28 protein-coding genes are annotated in these 26,856 nt (G+C 64.8%); 21 read left to right on the forward strand and 7 right to left on the reverse strand.

Annotated features, from left to right (window positions below):
• The first annotated feature begins 103 nt into the window (after positions 1-103).
• The 5 genes from ACRECX_RS10295 to ACRECX_RS10315 all read left to right on the forward strand — a co-directional run bounded on the left by ACRECX_RS10295 (position 104) and on the right by ACRECX_RS10315 (position 3,515).
• On the forward strand, positions 104-655 hold the full coding sequence (locus tag ACRECX_RS10295; protein WP_431558746.1) for an RNA methyltransferase: 552 nt from the start codon (positions 104-106) through the stop codon (positions 653-655).
• A 99-nt stretch (positions 656-754) separates the two neighbouring features.
• Entirely contained in the window at positions 755-1,252 is a 498-nt protein-coding gene (locus ACRECX_RS10300) for an invasion associated locus B family protein (RefSeq protein WP_431558747.1), read from the forward strand.
• A gap of 75 nt (positions 1,253-1,327) precedes the next feature.
• Positions 1,328-2,500, forward strand: coding sequence for a 23S rRNA (adenine(2503)-C(2))-methyltransferase RlmN (rlmN, locus tag ACRECX_RS10305; RefSeq protein WP_431558748.1), 1,173 nt, complete (start codon positions 1,328-1,330; stop codon positions 2,498-2,500).
• Positions 2,497-3,072, forward strand: coding sequence for a peroxiredoxin (locus ACRECX_RS10310; RefSeq protein ID WP_431558749.1), 576 nt, complete (start codon positions 2,497-2,499; stop codon positions 3,070-3,072). The genes rlmN and ACRECX_RS10310 overlap by 4 nt, the downstream gene beginning before the upstream one ends.
• Positions 3,069-3,515, forward strand: a complete 447-nt coding sequence (locus ACRECX_RS10315) for a hypothetical protein (protein WP_431558750.1) — start codon at positions 3,069-3,071, stop codon at positions 3,513-3,515. The genes ACRECX_RS10310 and ACRECX_RS10315 overlap by 4 nt, the downstream gene beginning before the upstream one ends.
• Positions 3,516-3,677: 162 nt before the next feature.
• Here the strand turns inward: ACRECX_RS10315 and ACRECX_RS10320 are convergent, their stop codons facing one another.
• Entirely contained in the window at positions 3,678-3,905 is a 228-nt protein-coding gene (locus tag ACRECX_RS10320) for a ChaB family protein (protein WP_431558751.1), read from the reverse strand.
• Between the two features lie 261 nt (positions 3,906-4,166).
• Between ACRECX_RS10320 and ACRECX_RS10325 the strand changes: the two genes are divergently transcribed.
• From ACRECX_RS10325 to ACRECX_RS10350, 6 genes are all read left to right on the forward strand, one after another.
• Positions 4,167-4,976, forward strand: coding sequence for a phosphatase PAP2 family protein (locus ACRECX_RS10325; protein WP_431558752.1), 810 nt, complete (start codon positions 4,167-4,169; stop codon positions 4,974-4,976).
• A 72-nt stretch (positions 4,977-5,048) separates the two neighbouring features.
• Complete coding sequence (locus ACRECX_RS10330) at positions 5,049-5,585, forward strand: response regulator transcription factor (RefSeq protein ID WP_431558753.1); 537 nt, start codon at positions 5,049-5,051, stop codon at positions 5,583-5,585.
• A 202-nt stretch (positions 5,586-5,787) separates the two neighbouring features.
• Positions 5,788-6,558 carry a phosphatase PAP2 family protein gene (locus ACRECX_RS10335; protein ID WP_431558754.1) on the forward strand — a complete coding sequence of 257 codons (771 nt, stop codon included), beginning with the start codon at positions 5,788-5,790 and terminating at the stop codon, positions 6,556-6,558.
• A gap of 48 nt (positions 6,559-6,606) precedes the next feature.
• On the forward strand, positions 6,607-7,815 hold the full coding sequence (locus ACRECX_RS10340) for an argininosuccinate synthase (protein WP_431558755.1): 1,209 nt from the start codon (positions 6,607-6,609) through the stop codon (positions 7,813-7,815).
• Positions 7,816-8,057: 242 nt separating this feature from the next.
• Positions 8,058-9,824 carry an autotransporter domain-containing protein gene (locus ACRECX_RS10345; RefSeq protein ID WP_431558756.1) on the forward strand — a complete coding sequence of 589 codons (1,767 nt, stop codon included), beginning with the start codon at positions 8,058-8,060 and terminating at the stop codon, positions 9,822-9,824.
• Positions 9,825-9,899: 75 nt separating this feature from the next.
• Positions 9,900-10,922 (forward strand): NAD(P)H-dependent flavin oxidoreductase, encoded by a 1,023-nt coding sequence (locus tag ACRECX_RS10350; protein WP_431558837.1) that lies wholly within the window; start codon positions 9,900-9,902, stop codon positions 10,920-10,922.
• Here ACRECX_RS10350 and ACRECX_RS10355 read toward each other — a convergent pair.
• Together ACRECX_RS10355 and ACRECX_RS10360 are read right to left on the reverse strand one after the other, a co-directional pair.
• Positions 10,919-12,010: a cupin domain-containing protein gene (locus ACRECX_RS10355; RefSeq protein WP_431558757.1), complete on the reverse strand. Its 1,092-nt coding sequence runs from the start codon at positions 12,008-12,010 to the stop codon at positions 10,919-10,921. The two genes, ACRECX_RS10350 and ACRECX_RS10355, sit on opposite strands and share 4 nt — an antisense overlap.
• 135 nt (positions 12,011-12,145) lie before the next feature.
• Entirely contained in the window at positions 12,146-12,571 is a 426-nt protein-coding gene (locus ACRECX_RS10360) for a winged helix-turn-helix transcriptional regulator (RefSeq protein ID WP_431558758.1), read from the reverse strand.
• Positions 12,572-12,649: 78 nt separating this feature from the next.
• Between ACRECX_RS10360 and ACRECX_RS10365 the strand changes: the two genes are divergently transcribed.
• From ACRECX_RS10365 to ACRECX_RS10385, 5 genes are all read left to right on the forward strand, one after another.
• Positions 12,650-13,279 (forward strand): flavodoxin family protein, encoded by a 630-nt coding sequence (locus ACRECX_RS10365; protein WP_431558759.1) that lies wholly within the window; start codon positions 12,650-12,652, stop codon positions 13,277-13,279.
• Between the two features lie 90 nt (positions 13,280-13,369).
• Positions 13,370-14,479 (forward strand): site-2 protease family protein, encoded by a 1,110-nt coding sequence (locus tag ACRECX_RS10370; protein WP_431558760.1) that lies wholly within the window; start codon positions 13,370-13,372, stop codon positions 14,477-14,479.
• A gap of 94 nt (positions 14,480-14,573) precedes the next feature.
• Complete coding sequence (typA, locus tag ACRECX_RS10375; RefSeq protein ID WP_431558761.1) at positions 14,574-16,397, forward strand: translational GTPase TypA; 1,824 nt, start codon at positions 14,574-14,576, stop codon at positions 16,395-16,397.
• 119 nt (positions 16,398-16,516) lie between these two features.
• The gene (locus ACRECX_RS10380; protein WP_431558762.1) at positions 16,517-17,023 is read left to right on the forward strand and encodes an N-acetyltransferase family protein; all 507 of its coding nucleotides are present in this window, start codon (positions 16,517-16,519) and stop codon (positions 17,021-17,023) included.
• Positions 17,024-17,122: 99 nt separating this feature from the next.
• Entirely contained in the window at positions 17,123-19,195 is a 2,073-nt protein-coding gene (locus ACRECX_RS10385) for a putative bifunctional diguanylate cyclase/phosphodiesterase (RefSeq protein ID WP_431558763.1), read from the forward strand.
• Here ACRECX_RS10385 and ACRECX_RS10390 read toward each other — a convergent pair.
• Entirely contained in the window at positions 19,192-19,689 is a 498-nt protein-coding gene (locus tag ACRECX_RS10390) for a hypothetical protein (protein WP_431558764.1), read from the reverse strand. The genes ACRECX_RS10385 and ACRECX_RS10390 overlap by 4 nt on opposite strands.
• Positions 19,690-19,895: 206 nt before the next feature.
• Here ACRECX_RS10390 and dapB point away from each other — a divergent pair, with 206 nt between their 5' ends.
• Together dapB and ACRECX_RS10400 are read left to right on the forward strand one after the other, a co-directional pair.
• A complete protein-coding gene (dapB, locus tag ACRECX_RS10395) occupies positions 19,896-20,702 on the forward strand; it encodes a 4-hydroxy-tetrahydrodipicolinate reductase (protein WP_431558765.1) in 807 nt (268 codons plus the stop codon).
• Positions 20,703-20,888: 186 nt separating this feature from the next.
• Entirely contained in the window at positions 20,889-21,566 is a 678-nt protein-coding gene (locus ACRECX_RS10400) for a 2,3-bisphosphoglycerate-dependent phosphoglycerate mutase (RefSeq protein ID WP_431558766.1), read from the forward strand.
• A gap of 3 nt (positions 21,567-21,569) precedes the next feature.
• Here ACRECX_RS10400 and ACRECX_RS10405 read toward each other — a convergent pair whose 3' ends face one another.
• Positions 21,570-22,319, reverse strand: a complete 750-nt coding sequence (locus tag ACRECX_RS10405; RefSeq protein WP_431558767.1) for a hypothetical protein — start codon at positions 22,317-22,319, stop codon at positions 21,570-21,572.
• A gap of 127 nt (positions 22,320-22,446) precedes the next feature.
• Positions 22,447-22,965, reverse strand: coding sequence for a DUF2244 domain-containing protein (locus ACRECX_RS10410; RefSeq protein WP_431558768.1), 519 nt, complete (start codon positions 22,963-22,965; stop codon positions 22,447-22,449).
• Between the two features lie 41 nt (positions 22,966-23,006).
• Between ACRECX_RS10410 and nth the strand changes: the two genes are divergently transcribed.
• Positions 23,007-23,720, forward strand: a complete 714-nt coding sequence (nth, locus tag ACRECX_RS10415) for an endonuclease III (RefSeq protein ID WP_431558769.1) — start codon at positions 23,007-23,009, stop codon at positions 23,718-23,720.
• 4 nt (positions 23,721-23,724) lie between these two features.
• Here the strand turns inward: nth and ACRECX_RS10420 are convergent, their stop codons facing one another.
• Positions 23,725-24,417, reverse strand: coding sequence for a sulfate transporter family protein (locus ACRECX_RS10420; protein ID WP_431558770.1), 693 nt, complete (start codon positions 24,415-24,417; stop codon positions 23,725-23,727).
• A 103-nt stretch (positions 24,418-24,520) separates the two neighbouring features.
• Here ACRECX_RS10420 and ACRECX_RS10425 point away from each other — a divergent pair, with 103 nt between their 5' ends.
• On the forward strand, positions 24,521-25,519 hold the full coding sequence (locus tag ACRECX_RS10425; protein ID WP_431558771.1) for an adenosine kinase: 999 nt from the start codon (positions 24,521-24,523) through the stop codon (positions 25,517-25,519).
• Positions 25,520-25,652: 133 nt separating this feature from the next.
• Positions 25,653-26,729, forward strand: coding sequence for a hypothetical protein (locus ACRECX_RS10430; RefSeq protein ID WP_431558772.1), 1,077 nt, complete (start codon positions 25,653-25,655; stop codon positions 26,727-26,729).
• Positions 26,730-26,856 lie beyond the last annotated feature (127 nt).

Here is a 26,856-nt window from a genome sequence, read left to right on the forward strand (position 1 = left end):
CAACCTTCTCACTAGGCTGCGGGAAACGGTTGCTCTTGGAAGGGGCTCACCGGGCGCCCAAGCGCAATTTTGTTCGGCACCGCAATTGTGGCAGACAAAGATTGTGAAACCTCTACCTCCCAACACCCGCGGGTACTTCGGCATCGGCACCGAAGGCATCTCAAAGGCCGTGAATTTGGGCAATTTGCTCCGCTCGGCTCACGCGTTCGGCGCACGCTTCGTATTCACCATCGGGGCTGACAGCCGCGCCCTCGAAATGCGCTCGGACACCTCCCGCGCCGAAACCCATCTCCCGCTCTATCATTGGGCGAGCCTCGAGGAGATGCGTCTGCCCAAAGGGTGCAGCCTGGTCGGCGTGGAAATCCTCGAGGCGGCGGCGGACCTGCCGAGCTTTCCGCACCCCCTGCGCGCGGCCTACATATTGGGTCCTGAACGCGGGCAGTTAAGCCCGCAACTTGTCGCCCGCTGCCAGCACCTGGTTCGCATTCCCGCCGCCTTCTCGCTTAACGTGGCGACAGCCGGGGCCATTGTCATGTATGACCGCCTACGCTCCCTCGGCCGCTTTGCGCAGCGCCCGGTCAGCGAGGGGGCGAAGGCTGGCGCCCACCCGCCCCATGTCCAAGGGGCGCCCAAGCGCCGGAGGCGGCGGGGTTGACCTAACGGCCTGATCCAGTGAAGATTGGGGGCATTCATGCTTAACGCTTGCTCACGACACGGGGACGGGGAGATGCGCCGAGCCGTACGAGCTGCTTGCGTGATCGCGGTGCTGAGCACGACGCCCGCATTCGCGCAGGAAGTCTCACTCCTGCAAAAATATGGCAGCTGGTCCGCCTATACGGCGACCGGCAGTCCCAAGGTTTGCTTCATCGTCTCCCAGCCCTCGGAATCGGCGCCCAAGAACGTCAGGCGCGGGCCGATCTACTTCTACATCTCCCACTATCCCGCCGATAAGGTCACGGGCGAGATCAGCGTGAAGATGGGCTACCCATTCGCCGCCGGTGCCAAGACTACGGTCACCGTGGGCAACGACAAGTTCGAATTGTTCACCAAGGAGGAAGGCGCCTTCGTCGAGAAGACCGAGGACGAGGCACGGCTGATCACCGCGATGCGGGCCGGCAGCTCCCTGCGCGTGCAAGGCAAGTCGGCCCGCGGCACCAGCACGACTGACACCTATTCCTTGAGCGGCATCTCCGACGCGCTCGACCGCATCGCCAAGGAGTGCGGCGACGCCGCCGCCACGCCACCAAATTAGCCGCCTTGGCCTTTTCAGGCCTCAACATGATATGAGGGATGCTGCCAGGCTTTGCCGGAGCCGCCCATTGATGTCATGACCCTATCGTCCCTCATAGAGGCCGTACCGCCTCCACCTGACAGCTCCGCCGGGGAGTCACTTGTGGGTCTCGGCCGCCTTGCGCTCGCCGTACGCCTCGCGGCGCTTGGCGTGCCCGAGCGGCAGCTTCGCATGCGTGTCAGCCAGCTGTGGAGCTGGCTCTATGTGCGCGGGGCGACCGATTTCGCCGCCATGACCGACGTCGCCAAGGAGCTTCGCGCCGAACTCGCCGCGAACTTCACCCTGGCGCGGCTCGCCATCGTCACCGAGCAAATATCCGTCGACGGCACCCGCAAATGGCTGCTCCGCCTCGACGACGGCAAGGAGATCGAGACGGTCTACATTCCCGAGGAGGATCGCGGCACGCTCTGCGTCTCGAGCCAAATCGGCTGCACGCTCACCTGCACCTTCTGCCACACCGGCACCCAGCGCCTCGTGCGCAACCTTACCTCTGGCGAAATCGTCGGCCAGATCCTCCTTGCCCGCGACCGCATCGGCGATTGGCCAGGGGCCACGCCGCCCGACCCGCGGGGCCTGCCCTCTGCCGAGCGCAAAATCACCAACGTGGTGCTCATGGGCATGGGCGAGCCGCTCTACAATTTCGACAATGTGCGCGACGCCTGCGCCGTCGCCGCCGATGGCGAAGGCCTCTCCATCTCAAAGCGCCGCATCACGCTCTCGACCTCGGGCGTCGTACCGGAAATCCCCCGCTGGGGCGCGGAGGCCGGCACCATGCTCGCCATCTCGCTCCATGCCGTGCGCGACGAGCTGCGCGACCAGCTGGTGCCCATCAACAAGAAATGGCCGATTCACCAGCTGCTCGACGCCTGCCGCGCCTATCCCGGCCTCTCCAACGCCAAGCGCATTACCTTCGAGTATGTGATGCTGAAGGGCGTCAACGACTCCGTCGCCGACGCCAAGGCGCTGGTGCGGCTCCTCGCCAAGATCCCGGCCAAGATCAACCTGATCCCCTTCAATCCATGGCCGGGCGCGCCCTATGAATGCTCCGACTGGGAGCAGATCGAGAAATTCGCCGAGGTGGTGAACAGGGCCGGCTACGCAAGCCCGGTGCGCAGTCCGCGCGGGCGCGACATCATGGCCGCCTGTGGCCAGCTCAAGAGCGCGAGCATCAAGCAGCGCGCCGGTGCGCGACTCGCGGCGCCGGCTTGAGCAGTCTGCTCGATCTCCCCGAAGACCTGCCCTGTCCCGTGGACGACGGCGCCTGCGATCATCTCACAGGCATGCAAATGCCGCACATACGGCTCGCTTCGACCGCGGGCCGCGACGTCGATATCGGCGCCTTGGGAAGCGGCTGGACTATCCTCTACTGCTACCCGCGCACCGGCCGGCCGGGCGAGGCCTTGCCCGCCGGCTGGGATGCAATCCCCGGGGCGCGTGGCTGCACGCCGGAAGCTTGCGCCTTCCGTGACCATGCCGCGGAGCTTGAAGCGCTCGGCGCGCGTGTGTTTGGTTTGAGTACGCAGACGACCCAATATCAGCGCGAAATGGCTACCCGTCTGCACTTGCCCTTCGAAGTGCTGAGCGATGCGGACCTCACGTTCGCCACGGCACTCCGACTGCCAACCTTTGAGGTGGATGGGATGCGGCTCATCAAACGGCTCACGCTCATCATCAGGAACGGCATGATCGAGCACGTCTTCTATCCGGTGTTTCCGCCGGATGAGAGTGCGGCTGGTGTGGTTTGCTGGCTACGCGGAAGGGCAACAGGGGCGCGGCCATGATCCTTAAGACGATCGTGCGTGTGCTGTGGGTCGTCGTGGCCTTCTGCATCGCTGCGTTCGCCGCGCTCGCCGTGTTATTCGCGTTGGGCTCGATGTGGGTGGGAGACGAGCTTCGCGCCGCCGCGCCGCCCGACGATCCAATCTTGGGTCATGCCGGCGGCGCCAATGTATTCGGCATCGTTCTGTTCGCCAGCACCGTGACGCCGGCACTGACCGCGCTGCCCGGCCTGATCGCGGTCGTGGTCGGCGAAGTGCTGCGCGTGCGGTCGTGGATTTATTACGTGCTCGCGGGCGGTGCGTCGGTCGCCGCCATCCCGCTTCTCGCCGGCGCGCCGGCTGCGGGCACGCCCCCGGTTCCCTCCGGCGAATACATGGTGATTTTCGTCGCTGCCGGATTCGCCGGTGGCTTCATCTATTGGCTGCTGGCCGGTGCCCGGGCTTGACGGGCAGTCCCATGCGGTCGCGCGCCAGCGCCACGAGCCACGGCTCCGGCACAAAGTGCGTGACCGTCTGCCGCCAGGTCTGATCGCCTCGCCGCGGCGACCGCTTCCGCACGGCAAAACCGGCAGGCGCCGTAGGCGAGTCCAGACGCTCACCCGTTCGCTCTAATCCTTTGCCCGCCACTGTCCCGCGTCCTTCTCGTATTTCTGCTTCACCGCCGCCCACGCAACCTTGTGGGCGACCTCCTCGCGCGTGTCGTCGCCGCGGCGTTCGGCCGGATCCTCGTACTCGTCCCACGCGCTGTTGGACGCTTCGCGGTAGATATCCTGCGCATGGTTCGGCAGGTTGTCCTTGACGCTGTCGGGCAGCTCTCGATTGCTGCGGTACGGCATGGCCCTACTCCCTTGACGGCCGGAGCGAATTCAAGAACGCGCAGACGCCGCACAAGTTCCCGGGCGAAAGTTCGCGCGCAGCGCAGACTGACACTGTCCACAGTTTGTGCACCGACGAAGATCAAATTCGTCATCCGAACGTCGGACAACCTTCACCGATCCGGCATTGAAACTTCATTGCAACCTCACCGAAGTGTCGCGCGTCGCCGCTAGCGTCGGGCCTGGGTATGGGGTTCGGGGGGCGCTGTGGTTCGCGGCTGGTTGTTCGCATCTGTCGCGCTTGGTCTCATCTCAGGGATCTTGTTTGCCGCGTATCCTCTGATCGATCTCGAAGTCGCGCGCCTGTTCTTCGATGACCGGGCGGCGAAGTTTCCACTCGCCATAACCTATGAATGGAATCTCGTCCGGCGCGTTGCCAACTGGATTCCGTTCGTGCTCCTTGCTCCTGCCCTGTTCGTGCTTCTGCGCAAGATTGTCTATCCCGGGTCGGCGATGTTAATTGCCCCGTCGGTCGTGGTCTTCCTGCTCGCCTCCTTCGTCGTCGGCCCGGGACTCACGTCCAATCTCCTGCTCAAGGAAAATTGGGGCCGGCCGCGCCCCAATCACGTGCAGCAATTTGCCGGCGCGGCGGACTTCCAGCCCTGGTGGCGGCCGAGCGGCGCATGCACGCGCAACTGCTCGTTCGTCTCCGGCGAAGCCTCGCAGGCCTTCTGGGCGGTGGCCCCGGCGATGCTCGCGCCGCCGCAGGTGCGGCCGGTGGCGATGGGCGCCGCCGTCGTGTTCGGGGCTTCGGTCGGCGCCATGCGTGTCGTCTTCGGGCGCCACTTCGTCAGCGACATCGTCTTCGCCGGCCTCATCACCATCGCCATCGTCATGGGCTTCTACCGGCTCCTCCTCGATCCCCTCCGGCGCAACGATGCGCGCCTCGAACGGGCCGTTGAGCGGACCTCCGTCGCCCTCCACAAGGCCACCGGAGCGGCCCTGGCCGGCCTCGGCGCGGCCCTGGCGCATGCCGGCGGCTCCTTGCGCCACACCGGACAGCACTTGCACAAGCGCATCGCCTGCCTATAGCCAAATTTCAATCCTTAGATGTGCCCCGCGCGAGTTCACTATGGCTCGCGAAAGGGAGGGGATCGTGGCGCGATGAAGCGGATGATCGTCTGTTCGGTCTTGGCGGTCGCTCTATTCCTCTCTCTGGTGGCGCTGGAGGCCCTCGAGAACTGGCCAGACTTCACGATCGAAGAACTCCTTTTCGATCTCTTCGAAATCGCGCTCTTGGCGGGTGCCGTGGTTGCGACCGCCTATGTCTCCTTCGAAATGCGCGAGGTGCGCCACGAGCACGCCACCCTGATCGGCGATCTTTCCCAAGCCCGGGCCGAGGGTGACCGCTGGCGGGCGACCGCGCGCGTGCATATTGACGGCCTTCACCGCGCGATCCGGCAACAGTTCGAGGCTTGGCGTCTGACCGCCAGCGAGGCCGACATCGCACTTCTGATGCTGAAGGGTCTCTCCCACAAAGAGATCGCGCGGCTGCGCAACTCAAGCGAAGCGACCGTGCGCCAGCAGGCCACGGCGATCTACGGCAAGTCCGGCCTGGCGTCGCGCGCGGCGCTGGCGGCGTTCTTCTTCGAGGATCTCTTCGCCTCGGCCGCCGAGCGCGGCGGCTCACACGTGTCATAGGGCGCGACGACGAGCTGGCAGCTTTCCACGCCCCACACCCCTTATCGCACCTGTCTGATTGTGGCCGCTGAGGCCGGCCTGCATGGTCCTCGCGACGCGTGGCATGCCGCACGCGAACTCGGGGGCGGGGGCCTAGCTGAGGGAAGCCGTGGCTTGGCGTTGGTCCGTTGCGATTGCGGCCCTAGGAGTCTCGCTCGGGGCGGTGTTTGCTGTAAGTCCTTCCTTGGACCTCCAGGTGGCGGCGCTCTTCTTCGATCACGAGCAGGCGCGTTTCCCACTCGCCACGGAGAGCGGCTGGCACAGTCTCCGTCAGGCCGCCAATTGGATCCCCTGGTTGCTGCTTTCACCGGCAATCGCCGCGCTGCTGTTGAAGCTCTTCTTTCCAGCCAGGCGCATGCTGATTGCGCCGTCGATCACGCTCTATCTCCTTGGCTCCTTTTTGATCGGGCCTGGACTGGTTAGTAACGCGCTTCTCAATGAGAATTGGGGCCGGCCGCGCCCCAATCACGTGCAGCAATTTGCCGGCGCGGCGGACTTCCAGCCCTGGTGGCGGCCGAGCGGCGCATGCACGCGCAACTGCTCGTTCGTCTCCGGCGAAGCCTCGCAGGCCTTCTGGGCGGTGGCCCCGGCGATGCTCGCGCCGCCGCAGGTGCGGCCGGTGGCGATGGGCGCCGCCGTCGTGTTCGGGGCTTCGGTCGGCGCCATGCGTGTCGTCTTCGGGCGCCACTTCGTCAGCGACATCGTCTTCGCCGGCCTCATCACCATCGCCATCGTCATGGGCTTCTACCGGCTCCTCCTCGATCCCCTCCGGCGCAACGATGCGCGCCTCGAACGGGCCGTTGAGCGGACCTCCGTCGCCCTGCACAAGGGCACGGGAGCGGCCCTGGCCGGCCTTGGCACGGCTCTCGCGCATGCCGGCGGTACGTTGCGGCATACCGGACAGCACTTGCACAAGCGCATCGCGTGCCTATAGTCGCGGCCGGTTCCACCCTTTACCGCGGGGCCCGCGAGGCCTTTTCCCATGTCCGACGTCAAGAAGGTGGTGCTTGCCTATTCCGGCGGGCTCGACACCTCGATCATCCTCAAATGGCTCCAGGAGACCTACGGCTGCGAAGTGGTGACCTTCACCGCCGACCTCGGCCAGGGCGAGGAGCTTGCGCCCGCGCGCAAGAAGGCCGAGCTGCTCGGCATCAAGGAGATCTTCGTCGAGGATTTGCGCGAGGAGTTCGTGCGCGACTTCGTGTTTCCCATGTTTCGGGCGAACGCGCTCTATGAGGGCGTCTATCTGCTCGGCACCTCGATCGCCCGGCCACTGATCGCCAAGCGGCAGATCGAGATCGCCAAGGCGACCGGCGCCGACGCCGTCGCTCACGGCGCCACCGGCAAGGGCAACGACCAGGTGCGCTTCGAGCTCACCTATTATGCGCTCAACCCCGACATCAAGGTGATCGCGCCGTGGCGCGAGTGGAAGTTCGCGTCGCGGAGCGACCTCATCGAGTTCGCCGAGAAGCACCAAATCCCGGTGGCCAAGGACAAGCGCGGCGAGGCGCCGTTCTCGGTCGACGCCAACCTGCTGCACTCTTCTTCGGAAGGGAAGGTGCTGGAGGATCCCAACACCGAGCCGCCGCCTTACGTCTATCAGCGCACGTTGTCGCCCGAGGAAGCGCCTGACAGGGCGGTCGAGATCACTATCGGCTTCGAGAAGGGGAATCCGGTCTCGATCAACGGCACACGTCTGTCCCCTGCCGAGCTCCTCACCGAGCTCAATGCCTACGGCAAGGAGAACGGCATTGGCAGAGTCGACCTAGTGGAGAACCGCTTCGTTGGCATGAAGTCGCGCGGCGTCTACGAAACGCCCGGCGGCACCATCCTGCACGTGGCGCACCGCGCCATGGAATCGCTCACCCTCGACCGCGAGGCGATGCATCTAAAAGATCAGCTGATGCCGCGCTACGCCGAGCTTGTCTATTACGGTTTCTGGTTCTCGCCCGAGCGCGAGATGCTGCAAGCGCTGGTCGACAAGAGCCAGGAGCATGTGGAGGGCGAAGTCACCCTCAAGCTCTACAAAGGCAATGTCATCGTCATCGGGCGGAAGAGCAACAAGTCGCTCTACTCGGACAAGATCGTCACTTTCGAGGACGATTTGGGCGCCTACAACCAGAAGGACGCCGAGGGCTTCATCAAGCTCAATGCCCTCCGCCTCCGCCTCCTCGGCAAGCGCCGCTCCTGACCGTGGCGGATCAGCAACAGCCGGTCCTCTTTCGACCCGCCTGCGGCCCTTTTCACCTACGCGAATCAAGGCCATCTGCTACCGTTGATGGTGTAGGGGACAGGCCGGTCAACGGCCTGCAAGGGGCGTTGGACAAGAATTCCAGGCGAACGGCTTCGGGAGAGGTCGGCGCTGACATTTGTCAGCGCCATATCGCATTTCGCAGGCTCAGCGCGTCGCTTTGTGCCCTTTTTGGTGCGCTCGTGACGTTGTTTTGCCTCGCGCCTCTCGATCGCGCCGCGGCGCAGATTGGGCCGGACTTCTCCTTCACGAAAACCGCCAGCCCTACGACCTATACCCAAGCCGGCCAGGTCATCACCTACGACTATGTGCTGACAAACACCGGCGACCAAATCCTGAACAACGTCGGCGTGACCGACGACAGGGTCCCGGTTGTCACCTGCTCAAGCTCGTCCTTCGCACCCACTGAGACGATCACTTGCACGGGGAGCTATACGATAACGTCCGCCGATATCGCCGCCGGCAGCGTGACCAACACCGCGACCGCAAGCGCCGAGGGCGATCCGGACATTGTGGTCAGGCAGGCGCAAGCCACCGTCACCTTTGCCGGAGGGCCGCCACCGCCACCTCCATCGCAGAACAGCAGCATTACCATCATCAAGGAAGCTGTGGCCGGCTCGGGTACCTTCACCTTCGTGTCGTCGACCGCTGCGCTCGCTTTCTCCCTCACGACGGGCGGCACGGCGAGCTCGGGGCGTATTGCTCTGCCCCCGGGGACTTATTCGATCCGGGAACTTCAGAACAATCAGTTCTTCTACCTGTCGGAGATCGCCTGCAACGATCCCGACGGCGGCACGCAGATCAATCAGTCGAACTCGACTGCCACCATCGACCTCGACGCCGGCGAGCACATCACCTGCACCTTCACCAATGTCGATCCGCGGCCACAGACCCAGGCCGTCATTGAGCGCTTCCTGTACCATCGCCTGACCGCGCTGCTCGACGATGATCCCGACCGGCCGCGTTTCCTTCGCCGCTTCCCCGGCTCGCTATGGGGCGGCGGGCCCGGCGGTGATGGGTCGCCGTTCAATGTCACGGCTTCGGAGAACGGCAGCAATGTTGCCTTCTCCACGAGCCTCAGCCAGATGCGGCAGGCTGTGGCGAGCGCGGACTCTAAGCTCGACGATCGGGCGATGAGCCTCGGCAGCGCGGCGCTTTACGAGCGTCCGGGCCCCGCGCCCTATCAGGGCATCGACATCTGGACCGAGGGTCATTTCACCAGCTACGACGATACAGGCGGCGCCAGCGGTAACTTTGACGTCCTGTATGTCGGCGCAGACTATCCTCTGACGGACAACATTCTCGTCGGCGTGCTCGGCCAGTTCGACTGGGCTGACGAGCACACCAAGGCCGATGGCAGCAGGATCGACGGCGACGGCTGGATGGCCGGCCCCTATGTCAGCGCGCGGCTCGACGAGCATCTGTTCTTCGACTGGCGCGCCGCCTGGGGAACCTCGGACAACAGCGTTAGCCCGTTCGGTACCTATACCGACAATTTCGACACAGATCGGTGGCTGACCACCGCGCGCCTCACCGGCAATTGGACCTCCGGCAATTGGCGCCTGACGCCGAGCGTGGCGGTGAAATACGGCGAAGAGAATCAGGACGGTTACACCGACTCCAATGGAATCCGCATCAGCGGCCAAGATGTCTCGCTCGGCCGCGTCGAATTCGGGCCCGAGTTCGGCTACCGCTGGCTGCTCTCCGGCGGCACCTTGGTCGAGCCTCAATTGTCTCTCGTCGGCGTGTGGAACTTCGACGACAGCGGCCGGCTCGTCGTCAACAACACGTTCTTCACCCCCGACGACTTCACCGGCCGCGTCGAAGGCGGTATGCTGGTGTATCTCCCCAGCGGCTGGTCGTTCCGCGGTGCCGCCGCCTATGACGGCATCGGCAGCGACTACGAGGCGGTGACCGGCAAAGTCTGGCTCAACGTGCCGCTGAACTAGCCACTCTCTTCTGTATCGGGCATGATCCGCGCCCTCACCGGTCGCGGGAAGCAACATGACTTGGCCCGATAGGGCATCGGCATCGAGCTGCCGATCGTCCAGGCGCCGATGGCGAACTCGACCGGCGTTGACATGGCGATCGCCGTGGCGGAAGCCGGCGGCCTCGGCTCTCTCCCTTGCGCCGCGCTGACCCCGGACCAGATCCGTGCCGACGTCGCCGCCTTCAGGGCCCATTCGCGCTGGCCGGTCAATCTCAATTTCTTCTGCCACGAGGAACCGCGCCCCGACCCGGAGCGGGACCGCGCTTGGCTCGAGCGCATCGCGCCCTACTTTGCCGAGCTTGGGGTCACGCCGCCGCCGCTTCCGCTCAAGGTCGGCCATCCCCCGTTCGGCGACGAAGACTGCCGGGTCGTCGAGGAGCTTCGCCCAGAGATCGTGAGCTTTCATTTCGGCGTCCCCGCGCCGCGGCTCCTTGCGCGCGTCAGGGCGACGGGATGCAAGATTCTGTCATCCGCCACATCGCCGCGCGAGGCCGAGTTCCTCGCCGGCCACGGCGTCGACGCGATTATCGCCCAGGGCGCCGAGGCCGGCGGCCATCGCGGCATGTTTCTCGAGACCGACGTCACGACGCAGATCGGCACCTTGGCGCTGGTGCGCGCCATCACCGCGTCGGTGAACGTGCCGGTGGTCGCCGCCGGCGGCATCGCCGACGGAAGGGCGATCGCCGCGTGCTTTGCCCTCGGCGCCTCTGCCGTGCAGATCGGCACCGCCTACCTGCTTTGCCCAGAAGCGTGGACGCCCCCTCTGCATAGGGCCGCGCTTGCCGATCCCATCCGCGAGACCGCCATCACCAATGTGCTGACCGGGCGCCCGGCCCGCGGCGTCATGAACCGCTTCATGCGCGAGCAAGGCCCGATGAACGGCGCCGCGCCCGCCTTCCCGTTTGCGCGCCCGGCGATCGCGCCGCTCCGCGCCAAGGCGGAAGCGGAAGGCGCGGCCGATTTCTCGCCGCTGTGGTCTGGCCAAGCCGCCAAGCTGCCCGGACCCATGAGCGCCGGCGAGTTGACCCGCTGGCTTGCCGACGAGGCGCGGCCCTAGTCGGGCATGATCACAGCATCGCCTGGCATCTTCTCGAAGATGCTCTCCTTGACGCCGAAGTTCGTGGCGAGCGTAAGGTCCGGCGTGCCCGCCATCCACGCCGTGATGGAGATCGATTGATACGTGCCGTTGTTGAGTACGACGATGACTTCGAGATCGTCCTTGCCCGTGTTCTCGATGTAGTGGCCGTAGCCTTGCGGGACGTAGCCCACGTCGCCCACGCCGAACTGGTCGGTCCGCGCCCGGCCGTGGCTGCCGAATACCGTCATCTGCGCGGTGCCCTTCAAGTAGAACTGCCACTCCGCGGCGTTCGGATGCCAATGCAATTCCCGCATGCCGCCCGGCGCGATCGTCAGCAGCGCGCCGGTCATGGTCGAGGAGATGGGAAACTCCATTTCCGAGGCGATCCGCATGGTACCGCCGGGAAACGGCTCCGGCGCCTGAGCCAGCAGCCGGTAGCGGTGGGTGAGCGGCGGCGCGTTGAGCGAGCCTGGCGTCGGGTCCTCCGGCAGGGGCGGCACCGGACCCTTAGCGATATAGACCTCGTGATCGGGGAAATTGGCGAACGCCGATTCCGGCAGTCCGAAATTCTTGGCGAGCACGTCGTGCGGCGTATGCCCGAGCCAGTCGGTGATCGAGAAGGTCCCGAACTCCGAGAAATAGCCGTTGTCGAACACGAGGATGAAGGTGCAGCCCCGTTCGAGCCCCTGAATTGAGTGTCCGTGTCCGCGCGGGAAGTACCACACGTCACCGGGTCCGAAATCGACCACCTCCACCTGGTTTTCCGGATCGATGGTGGTGACGCGGCAACGCCCCTCGATCACATAGGCCCACTCGGCGGCGTTGGCGTGCCAATGGAGCTCGCGGAGCGCCTCCGGCTCGAGGGTCATGTAGACGCCGGCGAGCTTCTCGGACACCGGGAACTGCTCGACATTCGCTTCCTTGGCCGTGCCGCCATCGAACTGCTTCGTCGGTTGCGCGCCGAGCGGATAGCGGAACGATGGCAACTCTGCTCCGGCGAGCGGTCCGGGCGTTGGTCCGAACGGCGGCTGCATCGTGCTCCCGCCGCTTTCGCCTGCTGTACCCATGACTATTCCTCCCATCGCCAAGCCGCCGATCAGGTCCCGACGCGTCAGTCCAGACATTTTGCGACCAATGCACCCTCGTCGGCAGTGCCCTTCGACCTCTGCCGCCATGATTACGGCTGTGAACCGGCAGCTTGGTCAACGGCCTCGACGCCGTTGTCCCCTGCCATTCTCCCGATCGGCGAGGAAGCGCTCGCGGGCCGCGTCGAGCCGCGGGAAGTTCCGCTCCGCCCAGCGGTCGAGCCCGGAAAGCGCGGTGCTGAGCGACTTGCCGAGCGCCGTCAGCCGGTACTCCACATGCGGCGGCACTGTTGCCAGATCCGCCCGCGCCACGAGGCCGTTGCATTCCAGATCTCTGAGCGTCTGGGTCAGCATCTTCTGCGACACGCCGCCGACTTTGCGCAGCAGCGCCCCGTTCCGCATCGGTCCCTGGGCGAGCGCCGTCAGAACGAGGATCGCCCATTTGCTCGCGATCAGCTCCAGCGCGTCCCTCGCCGAGCATTCAGGGTCGAACACGCTCGGCTTATAAGCCGCCGGCGCGGCACGTTTCACAGAACCGTCCATGGTTACCAAAATGTGCGTACTTGCCTTCTAGTTCCTTTACGCCAATATCGCCTGAGAGCCAAGCGAGGAGTGAGAAGCATGAAAGCGCTCGTTCTGAGTTCCAGCCCGCGGCGTAACGGCAACTCTGCGGCGTTGGCGGAGGCCGCGGCCGCGGGACTTCGCGAGGCCGGACATGCCTGCGATCTCGTCTTCGTCGACGACGTCGTTAAAAGCTTCCTGCGCGATTGCCGAAACTGCCGGAAGGAAGATGGTGCCTGCGCCATCGACGACGGTTTCGCTCGCGCGTTTCTCGGCCAGTTCCTGCCGGCGGATGGCTTCATCGCCGCGACGCCGGTCTATTGGTACGGCATGTCGGCTCAGCTCAAGGCGTTCTTGGATCGCATGTTCTGCTATGTCGCGGCGTCTTATCCACGATCGCCAGACGTCGTGCGGGGCCTGATGGGCAAGCGGATCGGGCTCGTCGTCAGCTCCGAGGAGACGTTTCCCACCGTCTCGGCCGGCATTGTCCACCAGATTCAGGAGTATTGCCGCTATACGCACTCGACCTTCGCGGGCGTCGTCCACGGCATCGGCAATGCGCGCTGCGACGTGGCGAAGGACCCGAGCCAGCCGCTCGTGCGCGCCCGGCGTCTCGGCCGCGACCTGTTCTCCTCTCACGCGACCGACTACGCCATCGACACGGAGCGGTCAGCCCGGGTCTGGGGTTAGGGTCCGCCGCTCCCCGGTAGGCGCATTGCTTCTCCTGATCCGCTGCACTCCCTATATGCTGAGAACCATCTCAACCGACGGCCCTTGATCATGCGCTGGTCCTTGAACGTGGGCACGATCGCCGGCGCGGCGATCCGCATCCACATCACCTTCCTCCTGTTTCTCGTCTGGCTCGGCATGATCTACTACCGCCAGGGCGGCGCCGAGGCCGCCTGGCAGGGCACGATCTTCATCGTACTCATCTTCCTCTGCGTGCTGTTGCACGAGCTTGGTCACGTGTTCGCCGCGCGCCGCTACGGCGTGAAGACGCGCGACGTGACGTTGTGGCCGTTCGGCGGCATCGCCAGCATGGAGCGCATGCCCGACAAGCCGGGGGAGGAGCTCATCGTCGCGATCGCTGGACCTGCCGTGAACGTCGCTGTCGCCGCCGTGCTGCTGCTATGGCTTTGGCCCCAGCTCGATCCCGACAATCTCGCCAAGCTCGAGGATCCGCACGTCTCGCTCGCGGTGAAGGTCGCCGGCGCCAACATCATCCTCGTACTCTTCAACCTGATCCCCGCCTTTCCCATGGACGGCGGACGCGTGCTCCGCGCGCTGCTCGCCATGCGCATGGGCACCGCGCGCGCCACCGAGCTCGCCGCCACCATCGGCCAGGGCTTCGCCATTGTGTTCGCCATCCTCGGCATCGTCTACAATCCGATGCTGGTCATCATCGCCATCTTCATCTTCCTCGCCGCCTCCGGCGAGGCGAGCCACGCGCAACTCCGCGCCGTGGCCCAAGGTGCGCTCGTCTCGGACGCCATGATCACCGCGTTTCAGTCGCTGCCCACCACCGCCACCATTGGCGATGCCGCCGACGCGCTGATCCGCACAACGCAAACCGCGTTTCCCATCGTCGACGGCGCCGGGCATTTGCGCGGTGTGCTGACCCGTGACGCCATGATCAAGGCGCTGAAGGAGCGCGGCCCGGGCGCGCCGGTGATCGAGACGATGCAGGGAGACGTGCCCACGGTGCCGGCGCGGGCCAAGCTCGATGCGGCGCTCCGCTCGCTGATGCAGAGAGAACGTCCCGTGGTGGGTGTCACCGACCCGGGCGGCAAGCTTGTCGGCCTTCTCACTGTGGAGAATCTCGGCGAGATGATGATGGTGCAATCGGCTCAGCCGGACGCCGGGACGGGCCCCTGGGGCACGCGCCGCTAGCGCGATCGCTAAGCCTTGTCATTGCGGTTCAACGCAAAATCACTATATTGCGCCGCAACAACAGCCGCCAAGCGGCCGAAAGACATCTCCCACAATGCAGCTCCGCAACATTGCCATCATTGCCCATGTCGACCATGGCAAGACCACCCTGGTCGACCGTCTGCTCCAGCAGTCTGGCTCGTTCCGCGACAATCAGCGCGTGGCGGAGCGCGCCATGGATTCGAACGACCTGGAGCGCGAGCGCGGCATTACCATTCTCGCCAAGGTCACCTCGATCGTCTGGGACGACGTGCGCATCAATATCGTCGATACGCCCGGCCATGCGGATTTCGGCGGCGAAGTCGAGCGCATCCTCAACATGGTCGACGGCGCGCTCGTGTTGGTCGACGCGGCGGAAGGCCCGCTGCCGCAGACGAAGTTCGTCGTCTCCAAGGCGCTGAAGATGGGGCTGAAGCCCATCGTCGTCATCAACAAGGTCGATCGCGCCGACGCGCGGCCTATCGAGGTGGTGAACGAGGTGTTCGACTTGTTCGCCGCGCTGGATGCGAGCGAGGCGCAACTCGACTTTCCCATTCTCTACGGCTCGGCCAAGGAAGGCTGGATGGCGGCCGGTCCTGACGGCCCGAAGGACCGGGGCATGCGGCCGCTGTTCGAGCTCGTGCTGCACCACGTGGCGCCTCCTGCGATCGAAGACGGGCCGTTCAGTCTGCTCGGCACCATCCTCGAGGCCAATCCCTATCTCGGCCGCGTCGTCACCGGCCGTATCACGTCGGGCACCGTCGCGCCCAACGACACGGTTAAGGTCCTCGACCACGACGGCCGGCTCGTGGAGCAAGGCCGCGTGTCGAAGGTGCTCGCCTTCCGTGGGCTCGAGCGCGTCGCTCTCGACGAGGCTGTGGCTGGCGACATCGTCTCAATTGCCGGCCTGCCCAACGCCACCGTGGCGCACACCATCTGCGCGCCTGAGGTTGAATTGCCTCTTCCGGCGCAACCCATTGATCCACCAACCCTTTCCATGACCTTCAGGGTCAACGATTCGCCGCTTGCCGGCACCGAGGGGACCAAGGTGACCGGCCGCATGATTCGCGACCGGCTGCTGCGCGAGGCCGAAGGCAATGTTGCGCTCAGAGTCACCGAATCGGACGAGCGCGACTCGATGGAAGTCGCCGGCCGCGGCGAGCTGCAGCTCGGCATTCTCATCGAGACCATGCGCCGCGAAGGGTTCGAGCTGTCCGTCTCGCGCCCCAAGGTGCTTCTGAAGCGCGAGAACGGCGCACTGCTCGAGCCCATCGAGGAGGTCGTCATCGATCTCGACGAGGAACACGCGGGCGCCGTCGTGCAGAAGCTGTCCGAGCGCAAGGCCGACCTCGTCGAGATGAAGCCGTCAGGTGGCGGACGCCAGCGCCTCGTGTTCTATGCACCGACGCGCGGGCTGATCGGCTATCAGGGCGAGCTCCTTACCGACACGCGCGGCACCGGCATCATGAACCGCCTGTTCCACGGTTACGCGCCGCACAAGGGCCCGATCCAGGGCCGGCGCAACGGCGTCCTCATCTCGACCGACATGGGTGACGCGGTCGCCTACGCGCTGTGGAACCTCGAGGACCGTGGGCCGATGATGATCGAGCCGGGCACCCGCGTCTATCGCGGTATGATCGTCGGCGAGCACACCCGTGGCAACGATCTCGAAGTCAATGTGCTCAAGGGCAAGAAGCTCACCAACATCCGCACCACGTCGAAGGACGAGGCGGTGCGGCTGACGCCGCCGATTCGCATGGTGCTCGAGCGCGCGCTTGCCTACATCGAGGACGACGAGCTTGTCGAGGTGACTCCCAAGTCGATCAGGCTCCGCAAGCGCCACCTCGATCCGAATGAGCGCAAGAAGGCGGAACGCCAGCGCGCCGAAGAGGTCGCTTAGGCGCTAACCACATGTTGCGCGCGAAGGTTGCTCGCCCTGACCTCATCGCCCAAACTCGAATCGGGATAACCGTTACGACCCCTTTGCCGTGTGCCATGGTCCTGCGCTAGGCTCGACTCATGCCCGTCGACGTCGCGCATATCAGGCCGGCACGGCCAAAGGACGCACCGGCTCTCGCCGCCGCCTACGAAGAGGCGTGGCGCGGCACCTATCAGGGCATCATCCCGCATCTGTCGCTCGAGCGCATGATCGCCCGCCGCGGGTTGCGCTGGTGGGAGAGCGTATTACGCAAGCGGAGTCCGCTGCTTGTGCTCGACTTCGGCGGCGAGGCAGCCGGTTATGTGACATTCGGCCGCTGCCGGCTGAGCCGCGTGCCGTTCCAAGGCGAGATCTTCGAGCTTTACCTCCACCCGACCTATCAAGGCATCGGCTTGGGGGAGAAGCTGTTCGATGGCGCGCGCCTGCGGCTCGGCGAGATGCGGCTGAAAGGCCTGCTGGTGTGGGCACTTGCCGATAACGAAGCGGCGTGCGGCTTCTATCTTCGGCTCGGCGGCAAGCCAATTGCAGAGGGCGCCGAGAGCTTCGGCGAGACCTCGCTCCGCAAGGTAGCCTTCGCCTGGGCCTGAGCCGTCTTAACGGCTCATTTACTGCAAGCGTTGGCTGCGCCTTAACGACCTTTTCCTATGGTCGCCAGCATTCATTGCGGCTTGCGGGAATCTGAGAAAATGACAGAAGTCGGCGCGCGCGATCGGTGGATCATGGCCGGTCTGGTGGTCCTGGGGCTACTTACCGTCATTGCGGGTGTTCTATCGGGCCGATCGACCATCAACTACGTGCTCGGCCGTGACGCGCGCGAAGCGGCGTTGACTTGGGCGACCCAGCTCGACGGAGGTTTACGCAAGACGGGCGAGGCGCCTGCCGATCTCGGTCGGGATCTGCACCCGCTGAACGAGGTAGAGCTGAGCGGCATTGCCGGAGAGGCCGGCGCAGTGAGCCTTCCCGCCGGTCCGACCCTCCGCGATGACGGATTCGGCCTGATCGATGGTCTCGACCGGCTCACCCGAGGCTGGTTCCTCGGCATTGTTGATGAGAGAAATGGCGAGTTCGTAAGCCAACTCGATGGCTTCGCCATTCTCACGCCCGGCCAAAAAGCGCTTGCCGTCGGCGGCAATCTCACACCCGACGCTCTTGCCACCATCTTGGGCCAGAGCGGCGTGCGGCGTGCCTTCGCCCAATCCATTAGAGGCGACAGGGTCGAACTGGCGGACCTCGACGGCGAGAAGGATATCCGACTTGCCCTGGTCCCCGTCACTCGAGACGGAAAGGTCTCGCGCATCTATGCGTTCGCCGTCGACCAGACGGCCGCCGCTTCGCTGACCAACATGGCGCTCACCGTGGTTACCTTGACCACCAGCCTCTTGATCGTCATGGGCTTCTCAGTGCCCGCAGCCATTGCTTCACGGCGCATCCGCGAGCGCTGGCACGCCGAGGACAAGATCAGATTCCTCGCCATGCACGATTCGCTTACCGGCCTGCCTAACCGGCTGCAGTTCCGTCAGCATCTCGAGCGGGCAGTGGCCAGGGCCAAGCGCCACGGCAACCTCATGGCGGTGTTCTGCCTCGATCTCGACCGTTTCAAGGACGTCAACGACACCCTCGGCCACGCGACCGGCGATGCGCTCCTCGAGGAGGTCTCCGCCCGCCTCAAGGAGAACATGCGCGAAGTCGATCTCGTCGGCCGGCTGGGCGGTGACGAATTCGCCGTCGTCGCCGAGGAACTCGAGACGCCCGAAGACGCCATGCGCCTCGCCCGCCGCATCTGTACCGCGCTCGCCGCCGCCTATCATGTCAACGGCCACGAGGTCACGACCTCGGCGAGCATCGGCATCGCGCTCGGGCCCATCGACGGCGGAGCGCCCGACACGCTGCTCAAGAACGCCGACCTCGCGCTCTATCGCGCCAAGGAAGACGGCCGCAACACTTTCCGATTCTTCGAGCAGGCGATGGATGCCGCGCTCCAGAAGCGCCGTCGCCTGGAGAACGATCTTCGCAACGCCATCCGCAAGAACCAGCTCTATCTGGACTATCAGCCGCAGTTCGGCCTCAATAGCGGCAAGCTGACCGGCTACGAGGCGCTGGTACGTTGGTGGCATCCCTCCGAAGGTGAGATCCCGCCAACCACGTTCCTCCCCATCGCCGAAGAGACGGGGCTGATCGTTCCGCTCGGCGAATGGATCCTCAAGACGGCGTGCACCTACGCCACGACTTGGCCGCTCGACACCAAACTGGCCGTCAACCTCTCACCCGCTCAGTTCAAGACTCAGGACGTGTACAATCTGGTGCGCCGCGTCCTGGCCGAGACGGGCCTCGAGGCCAGCCGGCTCGAGCTTGAGATCACCGAAGGCATCATCTTGCAGAATACCGAGTCGGTGATCGAGACCCTAACCAAGCTCGATCAGCTCGGCGTCTCCATCGCCATGGACGATTTCGGCACCGGTTACTCGAGCCTGAGCTATCTCACCCGCTTCCCCGTCAAAAAGATCAAGATCGACCGCTCTTTCATCGACACGCTCGGCACCAGCCCGCAGACCTCCGCCATCGTGTCGAGCATCGTCGGTCTCGGTCAGTCGCTGCATGTGACCATCACCGCCGAAGGCGTCGAGACCGAAGGTCAGGCGGCGATGCTGAAGAAGTGGGGCTGCGATCAGGTGCAGGGCTACTATTACGGCCGTCCCGAGGCCGAAATCGCCGACACCGAAGAGAGCGACAAGCCTCTCGATCGCCCACTGGTCGCTTAATCGATCTCCTTGCCGTCGGGACCGTAGGTCCTCACTCTGTCGCGCTTGCACACGAAGCCGCGCGCTTGACTGTCGGCGATTTGTCGGGCGAGCTCGTTGGCCTTCGGGTTGCCGGTCGCCACAACATGCGCGACATGACAGGCATCGTCCTTGCCGAGTTTGGTGACGACCAGGGTCGAGCCTTCGCCGTTGTCCGAATCCCAACGGAAGCGGAGGATGGTCGCGAACGGCTTGCCTTCCGCGAGCCGCCATTCCAGCGTTTCGCCAATACTGTTGAACTGAGGCAACGTCTCATAGGTCGCGGTCTGCGAGTCGGCCTTCGGTCCGTACGACACGAAGATGCGCAAGTCCCCCTCCGCTACACGAACGTCGATGCCGTCGTAGCCGGCGCATATCCAGACCGTGCCGTACTCCTTGGCATCGTCGGGCGTCACGTCCTTGCAGGCGTCGAGCTTGAGCGGCGTGTAAACGCTCGAAATTTCCTCAGCGCCCACCGCGCATGGCGCCCCCGCGAGACAGAGGGCCAGGGCGAGGAGCTGCGTGAGGTGGACCGTCCGGGGGAGGCCGCTCAAATGGGCCAAGACGAGAAGCATTGCAGCGACACTTGTGAGAGGCCCATCGCCGTCATAGAAGGGCTGGGGGATTTCTGGGCGTCCTTCTACCACGCGCGGCGCCCCGTAGCATCAAGGTGGCCGTCGCCATGAGTGACATGAGGATCGCCGTGCTGGGCGCCGCCGGGCGCATGGGCCAGGCCCTGACCTGCGTGCTGGCCGAGACGCCCGGCTGCACCATTGCCGGCGGCCTGGAGCCCAAGGGCTCGCCTGCCGTCGGCAAGGACATCGGCGAGACCGCGGGTCTCGACCCCATCGGCGTCGCCATCACCGACGATCCGCTTCCTTTGTTCGCCCATGTCGACGGCGTGCTCGACTTCACCAGCCCCGCGGCGACCGTCGCCTTCGCCGGCCTCGCGGCGCAAGCGCGCATCGTGCACGTCATCGGCACGACTGGCTTTTCCGATGGCGACCTCGCCAAGCTCGAAGCCGCCGCCCGCCACGCCACCATCGTCAAGGCCGGCAATATGAGCCTGGGCGTGAACTTGCTTGCGGCCCTCGCCGCGCGCGTGGCCGGGACGCTTGGTCCTGAGTTCGACATCGAGATCCTCGAGATGCACCACCGCCACAAGCGCGACGCGCCCTCCGGCACCTCGCTCATGCTCGGCGCCGCTGCCGCCAAGGGCCGCGGCGTGTCGCTGGCCGAGCAAAGCATCAAAACCCGCGACGGGGAGACCGGTCCCCGCGGAGAAGGCGATATCGGCTTTGCCGTGCTCCGCGGCGGCGACGTCGTCGGCGAGCATCGGGTGATCTTCGCCGGCACCGGCGAGCGCATCGAGCTTGCCCATGTCGCCACGGATCGCGGCATTTTCGCCCGCGGCGCGGTCAAGGCGGCGCTATGGGCGCGGGGCAAGCCACCTGGGCTCTACTCCATGGCCGACGTGCTTGGCTTCTGACCCGCCCGTTGATATCTGACGCGACACCCCTGGCAAAAACATGGAGGAGCGCCTAAAACCTGTGACCCTGGAGCCGGAAATCGGCCCTAAAGAGAGGCGACGGTGACGCAGAATTTAACCTTGCCCTCCTATGCTGGCCGGCTAGCCCAGGGAGCCATAAAGGCCCGCTAGGCCGCCGGACACGCGATGACAGGGCGCCTTCCCAGCGACATGCTGCAAAAGACCAGCGAAGAACCCCGAAAAGCCGACAACGTTCTCGTTCTGGTGCGCCACGGTCAGAGCGAGTGGAACCGCCTCAACATGTTCACCGGCTGGAAGGACGTGGGGCTCAGCGAGGAAGGCATGACAGAGGCGCACCGCGCTGGCGCCCTCCTCAAGGAGGAGGGTCTCCGCTTCGACAGCGCCTTCACCTCCACCTTGAAGCGCGCCCACAACACCCTCGACATCATTCTCGATGAGCTGGGCCAGGGAAAGCTTCCCATCATCAAGGCCGCCGCTCTCAACGAGCGCGACTACGGCGAGCTGGTCGGCATCAACAAGGAGGAGGCGCGCAAGCGCTTCGGCGCCGAACAAGTGCACATCTGGCAGCGCTCTTACGACATCGCGCCCCCAGGCGGCGAGTCACTGAAGGACACCGCGGCGCGCGTCTGCCCTTTTTTCGAACGCTGGATCGTGCCCGAGCTGCAGGAGGGCAAGAACGTCATCGTGGTCGCCCACGGCAACTCGCTCCGCTCGCTCATCATGGAGCTCGATAAGCTCACGCCTGAGGAGGTGAAGGAGTATTCGCTCGCCACCGCGGTGCCGGTGATCTACCGCCTCAATGCCGACGGCAGCGTGGCGGAGAAGCGCGACCTCGCCGCTTAAGCTCTATCCCTTGGCCATTTGCTGATAAGCGAGTTCGAAGGCCGCGGGCGAGACACTCACCTCGCCGAGAAAAGGGTTATCGAGAAGCGCGATCAGGCCGATGATGGTGCCTGTGAAGAACGAGATCAGTCCGCCCAACAACAAATGGTTGCCGAGCCTCATATCGAACAGCCACAGGAAAATGAAGTTGAACAGAGCGCCGAGCGCGACTGTGTACCACATGACGCTGGGCATGCTTCCGGCAACGCTATAGAGGCGCTGAAGCCGAGTTTGCAGAAAGGTATCGAACTGCCGCAGCGTTGCCTCGTGAACCGACTGTTGTCCCCTCGTCTCCGGTTCGAATTCCGCTATGCGGTTATAGATCCCGATCACGGGATTGTGGGCGCCAGGTAGCGGAATGATGCCCTGCCGCTGCTTCGGCCAGGCGTCAACGATCGTTGTGCGCGTATAGCCGCTGATAAGCATTCTGAAATCGCTCCGGTACGGCTCGGGATAGGAGGCGGTGTTGCGGTAGAGCGCCAGCACTGCCGCCGCCTCGTCTGCCACCGCCTTCTCCGCGTCGCTGAAATTTTCGTAAGCCCCGACCGCGAGCAGGCCGAGCAGCAAGCCGTAAGTGACGCCGAAATAACTGAGGCAATTGGCGAGAATCGAATTGAGGTTGGAGTCCCGGTGCACCCACGGCTTGAGGATGGGGCTGAGGAACACGGCGCCGAGCCAGAACACGGCCAAGAAGGTCGCGCCGAACAATGGCATCGCTAGCCAAGTTGGAAGGTAATAGATCCAGTAGAACAACGACCTGCCCCGTCGCCAACAGAGGAGACGAATAAGGGGACAGATTAGGGCGAGAGACTGAAAGAAACCTCACCCCAGGACGTGCAATTCAGAACTTGCCCGTTAACCGAGACCCCTTCGCCGCCGACAGGGCCGCCCGTAGCGCCGCGGCGAAGTCTTCGCGCTCCGGGTCGGTTAGAAAGCTTCCGAGCACGAGCCGCGTTCCGTGCGAGACGAGTGACAGCTCCGACGTCCGCCCCACCCGCTCCTCGAGGCTTAGCCGCACCCAATAGGGATTGAAGCGCCACGACTGCGGCCGGCCGTTCGGCGCGACTCGCGTTACTGTGAGCGCCTCGGGGCTGAGGTCCACTGTCTCGTAGATGCGGAGCGCCCGGAAGTTGAGCTTGAAGGCGATATAGATCAGCGCCACGTCGAGGCCCATGAAGCCGATCACCGGCCAAGCGCCCATGAGGAAAAACATCAGCCCTGTGCCGAAGCTCACCACGCAGATCGCGCCCATGAGGACCATGAAGCCCTTGGGCCCGAGCGAGCGGTGGGGCGTCAAGACGGCCCTGAACTGCGGCTCCTGGCTTGAAGCATCTTGTGGGGTGCCGGGAGGCTCTGCCATAGCTTTGAAGCTAATACACTCTGGGCGGGTGACAAGAGGCTGTGGCGGCACGACCCAAACGCAAGCCGGCCGCGTTGGTCTTGCGCGGCGGCAAGAAAGCGCCCGGCTCGCGCCTGACGCAAGCCCAGGTCGACGAGATCTTCGCCCGGTTCCACGCCGCGGACCCGGACCCAAAGACCGAACTCCACTATCACGACCCGTTCACGCTGCTCGTCGCCGTGGTGCTGTCGGCGCAGGCCACAGACTCTTCCGTCAACCGCGCCACGCCCGACCTGTTCCGCGCCGCTGACACGCCGGCGAAGATGGTGGCGCTCGGCGAGGCGGCACTGACGGATAAGATCAAGACCATCGGCCTCTACCGCAACAAGGCGAAGAACCTGGTCGCGCTGTCAAAGGCGCTCATCGCCGAGCACGGCGGCGAGGTGCCCTGCACGCGCGACGCGCTTGAGGCCCTTCCGGGCGTTGGCCGCAAGACGGCGAACGTCGTGCTCAACACGGCCTTCGGCCAGCCCACCATCGGCATCGACACCCACGCGTTCCGCGTCGCGAACCGCACCGGCCTCGCGCCCGGCAAGACGCCGCTGAAGGTCGAAGAGACGCTGAATCGCATCGTGCCCGAGCGCTACAAGCACAGCGCCCATCACTGGCTGATCCTGCACGGCCGCTATGTGTGCAAGGCACGGCGCCCCGAATGTTGGCGCTGCATCATTTCCGACATCTGCCTGTTCAAGCCCAAGACCCCGGCGCCGATCTGATCGCTCAAACCGAGGCGGCTCGCGGCACGAGTCCAGCGCCCGCCTTCGCCGCAAGCCGCTTGTACATGCGCACCATGAAGCCCGTGGCGAAGAGCGGCGTGACGAGGTTCAGGATCGGCACCGACGCGAGCCCTGCGATGAGGAGCCCACAGAGCAGCACGGTCACCCGATTCGCCTTGCGCAAGCGCTTCGCCTCCGCCGCGCTCAAATGGCGCATGGCGGCGAGCTCGAAATACTCGCGGCCGAGCAGATAGCCGTTGCCGACGTAGAACGCGATCAGGTTGACGCCGGGAATGAGCAACAGGAACAGAGCGATCAGGTTCACAACCAGAACCACGAAGAAGAACTTCGCCGCGAGCCACACGGCCTGCACGGTGGGCAGTTCGCGTCCCGGCAGGTCCGACGGGAAGTTCTTGCGTTCCACCAGCGCGGCGATGTCGTCGAGATAGAGCCCGGCGACGACCGACGTCACCGGCGGGATGAGGAAGATCGACCCGACGACCAGCGCGAGCCCGCCGAGCCATTGGATCGCGGTCTCGACCCAGTCCGGCCAGACGACGAAATAGGCGAACGACCACTGCAACGCGACGATGAGGAGGGCGAGCAGCCCGATGGTGAAGCCCACGCATTTCCAGAGCACCGCGCGAAAGGGCGGCGTGAACAGCTCCTCGAAGGCTTGACCCGCGGCGGCGAGCATGACGTTCTCCCATTGGTTGCCGGGCGAATATAGTGGCGCCCGCGCGCCATGCCAGCGTCGGACGCCGGGCATTTGGGGAACAACGGGGGAGCAGCGGCGAGAGATGGCCGATAAAACCTACGACGTGGTCGGCATCGGCAACGCCATCGTCGACATCATCTCCCGCTGCGACGAGGGCTTCCTGACCAAGCACGATCTCGCCAAGGGCTTCATGCGCCTGATCGATGCGGAGGAGGCCGCGCGCCTCTACGAGGCCATGGGGCCGGCCATCGAGCGCTCCGGCGGGTCGGTGGCGAACTCGATCGCCGGCCTTGCCTCGTTCGGCGCCAAATGCGGCTTTGTCGGCCGGGTCGCCGCCGACCAGTTCGGCGGCATTTTCCGCCACGACATCCGTTCTCTCGGCATCGCCTATGACACCGAGCCCGCCGGCGACGGCGCGCCGACCGCCCGCTGCCTCATCCTGGTCACTCCCGACGGCGAGCGCACCATGAACACGTTTCTCGGCGCGAGCGTCGATTTCGCCCCGGACGACATCGACAAGGACGTGATCGGCGCTGCCGGGATCGTCTATCTCGAGGGCTATCTATTCGACAAGGACGCGGCCAAGGCGGCCTTCCGCAAGGCGGCTAAGCTTGCCAAGAAGGCCGGCGCCAAGGTCGCCCTCACCCTCTCGGACCCTTTCTGCGTCGACCGCCACCGGGCGGATTTCCGCAAATTGGTCAAGGAGGACGCCGACATCGTGTTCGCCAACGAGAAGGAAATCACCACCCTCTACGAGGTGAATTCCTTCGACGAGGCGGCGGATTCGGCCCTCCAGGACTGCGAGATGGCGGTCCTGACCCGGTCGGAGGCGGGCTCGGTCATCCTGGGCGGTGGCGAGACCGTGGAGGTCGCCGCCGATCCCGTGCCTAAGGTGGTGGACGCAACCGGTGCCGGCGACCTCTATGCCGCGGGGTTCCTCTATGGGCTGACCCAGAACCTGCCTCCTGAGGCTTGCGCGCGCCTTGGCAGCCTCGCCGCGGCGGAGGTGATTTCCCATATCGGCGCCCGCCCCGAAGTCCCTTTGCGCAAGCTCGCCGCTTCCCGCGGCCTCTTGGACTAGGACCGATTCGCTTGTGTCCTTTCTGCCACGCAAGGGGAAAATCGTCTTGTGAGGCTTACAGATAGGCCATCGGCGGCGTATTCCCCTGATATCTTGTCATGAAATTCGAGATGCGCTTCGGGGGCCAACTCCAATGCAGAGATCGTCGTTCGTAGTAGTAGCAGCTCTCGCCGGGACCGCAGCCTTTGCGCAGCCAGCGGCGGCGCAGGATTTCACGACCGCCACCTATGGCGGCTCGCGGATTTGGGCCGGCGGCGGCGTCCAATTCTTGAGCCTTCCGGACATCCGCTTCGTCGGCAAGGGATCGACCCCAGCCACCGCACGCCGGCAAAGAAACAGCGAGAGCGACTGGCTCGACTTCGGTGGCGCGGCCGGAGGGGGCATCGAGACCGCGCTCGGCTGGTGGGGAAACCATCGGGTCAGCGGTTCGGTGAAGGGCTTCTGGGCAAATCTCGAGGATGACGACACCTCCGCTTGCCGGAACCAGACCTGCTTCGTCTTCGACCCGACCGGCGTCGATATCGTTTTCGGGCCGCCGACACTGCAGACCCGTACGAGCCGCGATGCGGACTACTGGGGCGCCCAAGCCGAGTTGAAATTCGCCACCGGTGCGCCGCAAGAGGTGAAGCCCAACGTCTATCGCAACGATTATTGGATTGCCGGCTTCGACGTGCGCGGCATCGACCAGAGCAACAGGTTGCGTGGCAGGTTCAACGGGGCCCAAATCTACAATTACAACGAAACGCTGGATACGACCTATTACGGCGGCTATGTCGGCTTTGGCGGCGAGTACAGCTTCGGATTCGTTCCGATCATAGGCTCAGCGCTCAAGGGCTCCGGCGGCCTCTTTGACCGTCTCGGTTTACGCACGTACATCAACGCTACGGCAGGCCTCTACAGCGCCGACACCGACTATAACGGGCGATACTTCACCCCGGTCGGCGGTGGCTTTTCCTCGGCACTCTCTCAATCGAACGACGAGCTTGCCTTCATCGGCACCATATCGCTGGAGACGCGCAAGCAGATCGGCACGCGCACCAGCCTGTCTTTGTGGACCGACTATGAGTACATCTCCTCGGTTCCCGAGATGAGATATGCCAACACCCAGCGCCCGACGCGGATCGACGACGATTCGGTATTCGCCACTCGCACCATGCTGAGGCTCAATATTGGCCTCGGGTCGCAGCAACTCTACCCGCCGCCTCCATAGGCAAGTCGGGTCTTTCCCTGGAGCCTTCGGCCGGCCTGTGGCCCATTGGCCACGCTAGGCGAGAAACGTCCCTGGCAACCCTGGCGATCGCCGCCTCGGGTGGTAAGCTACCCTCTGGCTGGAGCCA

Source organism: Methyloceanibacter sp. (assembly GCF_050726195.1).
Classification (GTDB): Bacteria; Pseudomonadota; Alphaproteobacteria; order Rhizobiales; family Methyloligellaceae; genus Methyloceanibacter.

What these genes read in the sequence shown, in the direction of transcription:
- ACRECX_RS10380 (WP_431558762.1), top strand. Translation starts at nt 16,517, where the DNA reads ATGCCCGTCGACGTCGCGCATATCAGGCCGGCACGGCCAAAGGACGCA.
- ACRECX_RS10370 (WP_431558760.1), top strand. Translation starts at nt 13,370, where the DNA reads ATGCGCTGGTCCTTGAACGTGGGCACGATCGCCGGCGCGGCGATCCGC.
- ACRECX_RS10410 (WP_431558768.1), bottom strand. Translation starts at nt 22,965, where the DNA reads ATGGCAGAGCCTCCCGGCACCCCACAAGATGCTTCAAGCCAGGAGCCG.
- ACRECX_RS10400 (WP_431558766.1), top strand. Translation starts at nt 20,889, where the DNA reads ATGACAGGGCGCCTTCCCAGCGACATGCTGCAAAAGACCAGCGAAGAA.
- ACRECX_RS10420 (WP_431558770.1), bottom strand. Translation starts at nt 24,417, where the DNA reads ATGCTCGCCGCCGCGGGTCAAGCCTTCGAGGAGCTGTTCACGCCGCCC.
- dapB (WP_431558765.1), top strand. Translation starts at nt 19,896, where the DNA reads ATGAGTGACATGAGGATCGCCGTGCTGGGCGCCGCCGGGCGCATGGGC.
- ACRECX_RS10320 (WP_431558751.1), bottom strand. Translation starts at nt 3,905, where the DNA reads ATGCCGTACCGCAGCAATCGAGAGCTGCCCGACAGCGTCAAGGACAAC.
- ACRECX_RS10405 (WP_431558767.1), bottom strand. Translation starts at nt 22,319, where the DNA reads ATGCCATTGTTCGGCGCGACCTTCTTGGCCGTGTTCTGGCTCGGCGCC.
- typA (WP_431558761.1), top strand. Translation starts at nt 14,574, where the DNA reads ATGCAGCTCCGCAACATTGCCATCATTGCCCATGTCGACCATGGCAAG.
- ACRECX_RS10315 (WP_431558750.1), top strand. Translation starts at nt 3,069, where the DNA reads ATGATCCTTAAGACGATCGTGCGTGTGCTGTGGGTCGTCGTGGCCTTC.
- ACRECX_RS10430 (WP_431558772.1), top strand. Translation starts at nt 25,653, where the DNA reads ATGCAGAGATCGTCGTTCGTAGTAGTAGCAGCTCTCGCCGGGACCGCA.
- ACRECX_RS10340 (WP_431558755.1), top strand. Translation starts at nt 6,607, where the DNA reads ATGTCCGACGTCAAGAAGGTGGTGCTTGCCTATTCCGGCGGGCTCGAC.
- rlmN (WP_431558748.1), top strand. Translation starts at nt 1,328, where the DNA reads ATGACCCTATCGTCCCTCATAGAGGCCGTACCGCCTCCACCTGACAGC.
- ACRECX_RS10385 (WP_431558763.1), top strand. Translation starts at nt 17,123, where the DNA reads ATGACAGAAGTCGGCGCGCGCGATCGGTGGATCATGGCCGGTCTGGTG.
- ACRECX_RS10355 (WP_431558757.1), bottom strand. Translation starts at nt 12,010, where the DNA reads ATGGGTACAGCAGGCGAAAGCGGCGGGAGCACGATGCAGCCGCCGTTC.
- ACRECX_RS10330 (WP_431558753.1), top strand. Translation starts at nt 5,049, where the DNA reads ATGAAGCGGATGATCGTCTGTTCGGTCTTGGCGGTCGCTCTATTCCTC.
- ACRECX_RS10425 (WP_431558771.1), top strand. Translation starts at nt 24,521, where the DNA reads ATGGCCGATAAAACCTACGACGTGGTCGGCATCGGCAACGCCATCGTC.
- ACRECX_RS10365 (WP_431558759.1), top strand. Translation starts at nt 12,650, where the DNA reads ATGAAAGCGCTCGTTCTGAGTTCCAGCCCGCGGCGTAACGGCAACTCT.
- ACRECX_RS10360 (WP_431558758.1), bottom strand. Translation starts at nt 12,571, where the DNA reads ATGGACGGTTCTGTGAAACGTGCCGCGCCGGCGGCTTATAAGCCGAGC.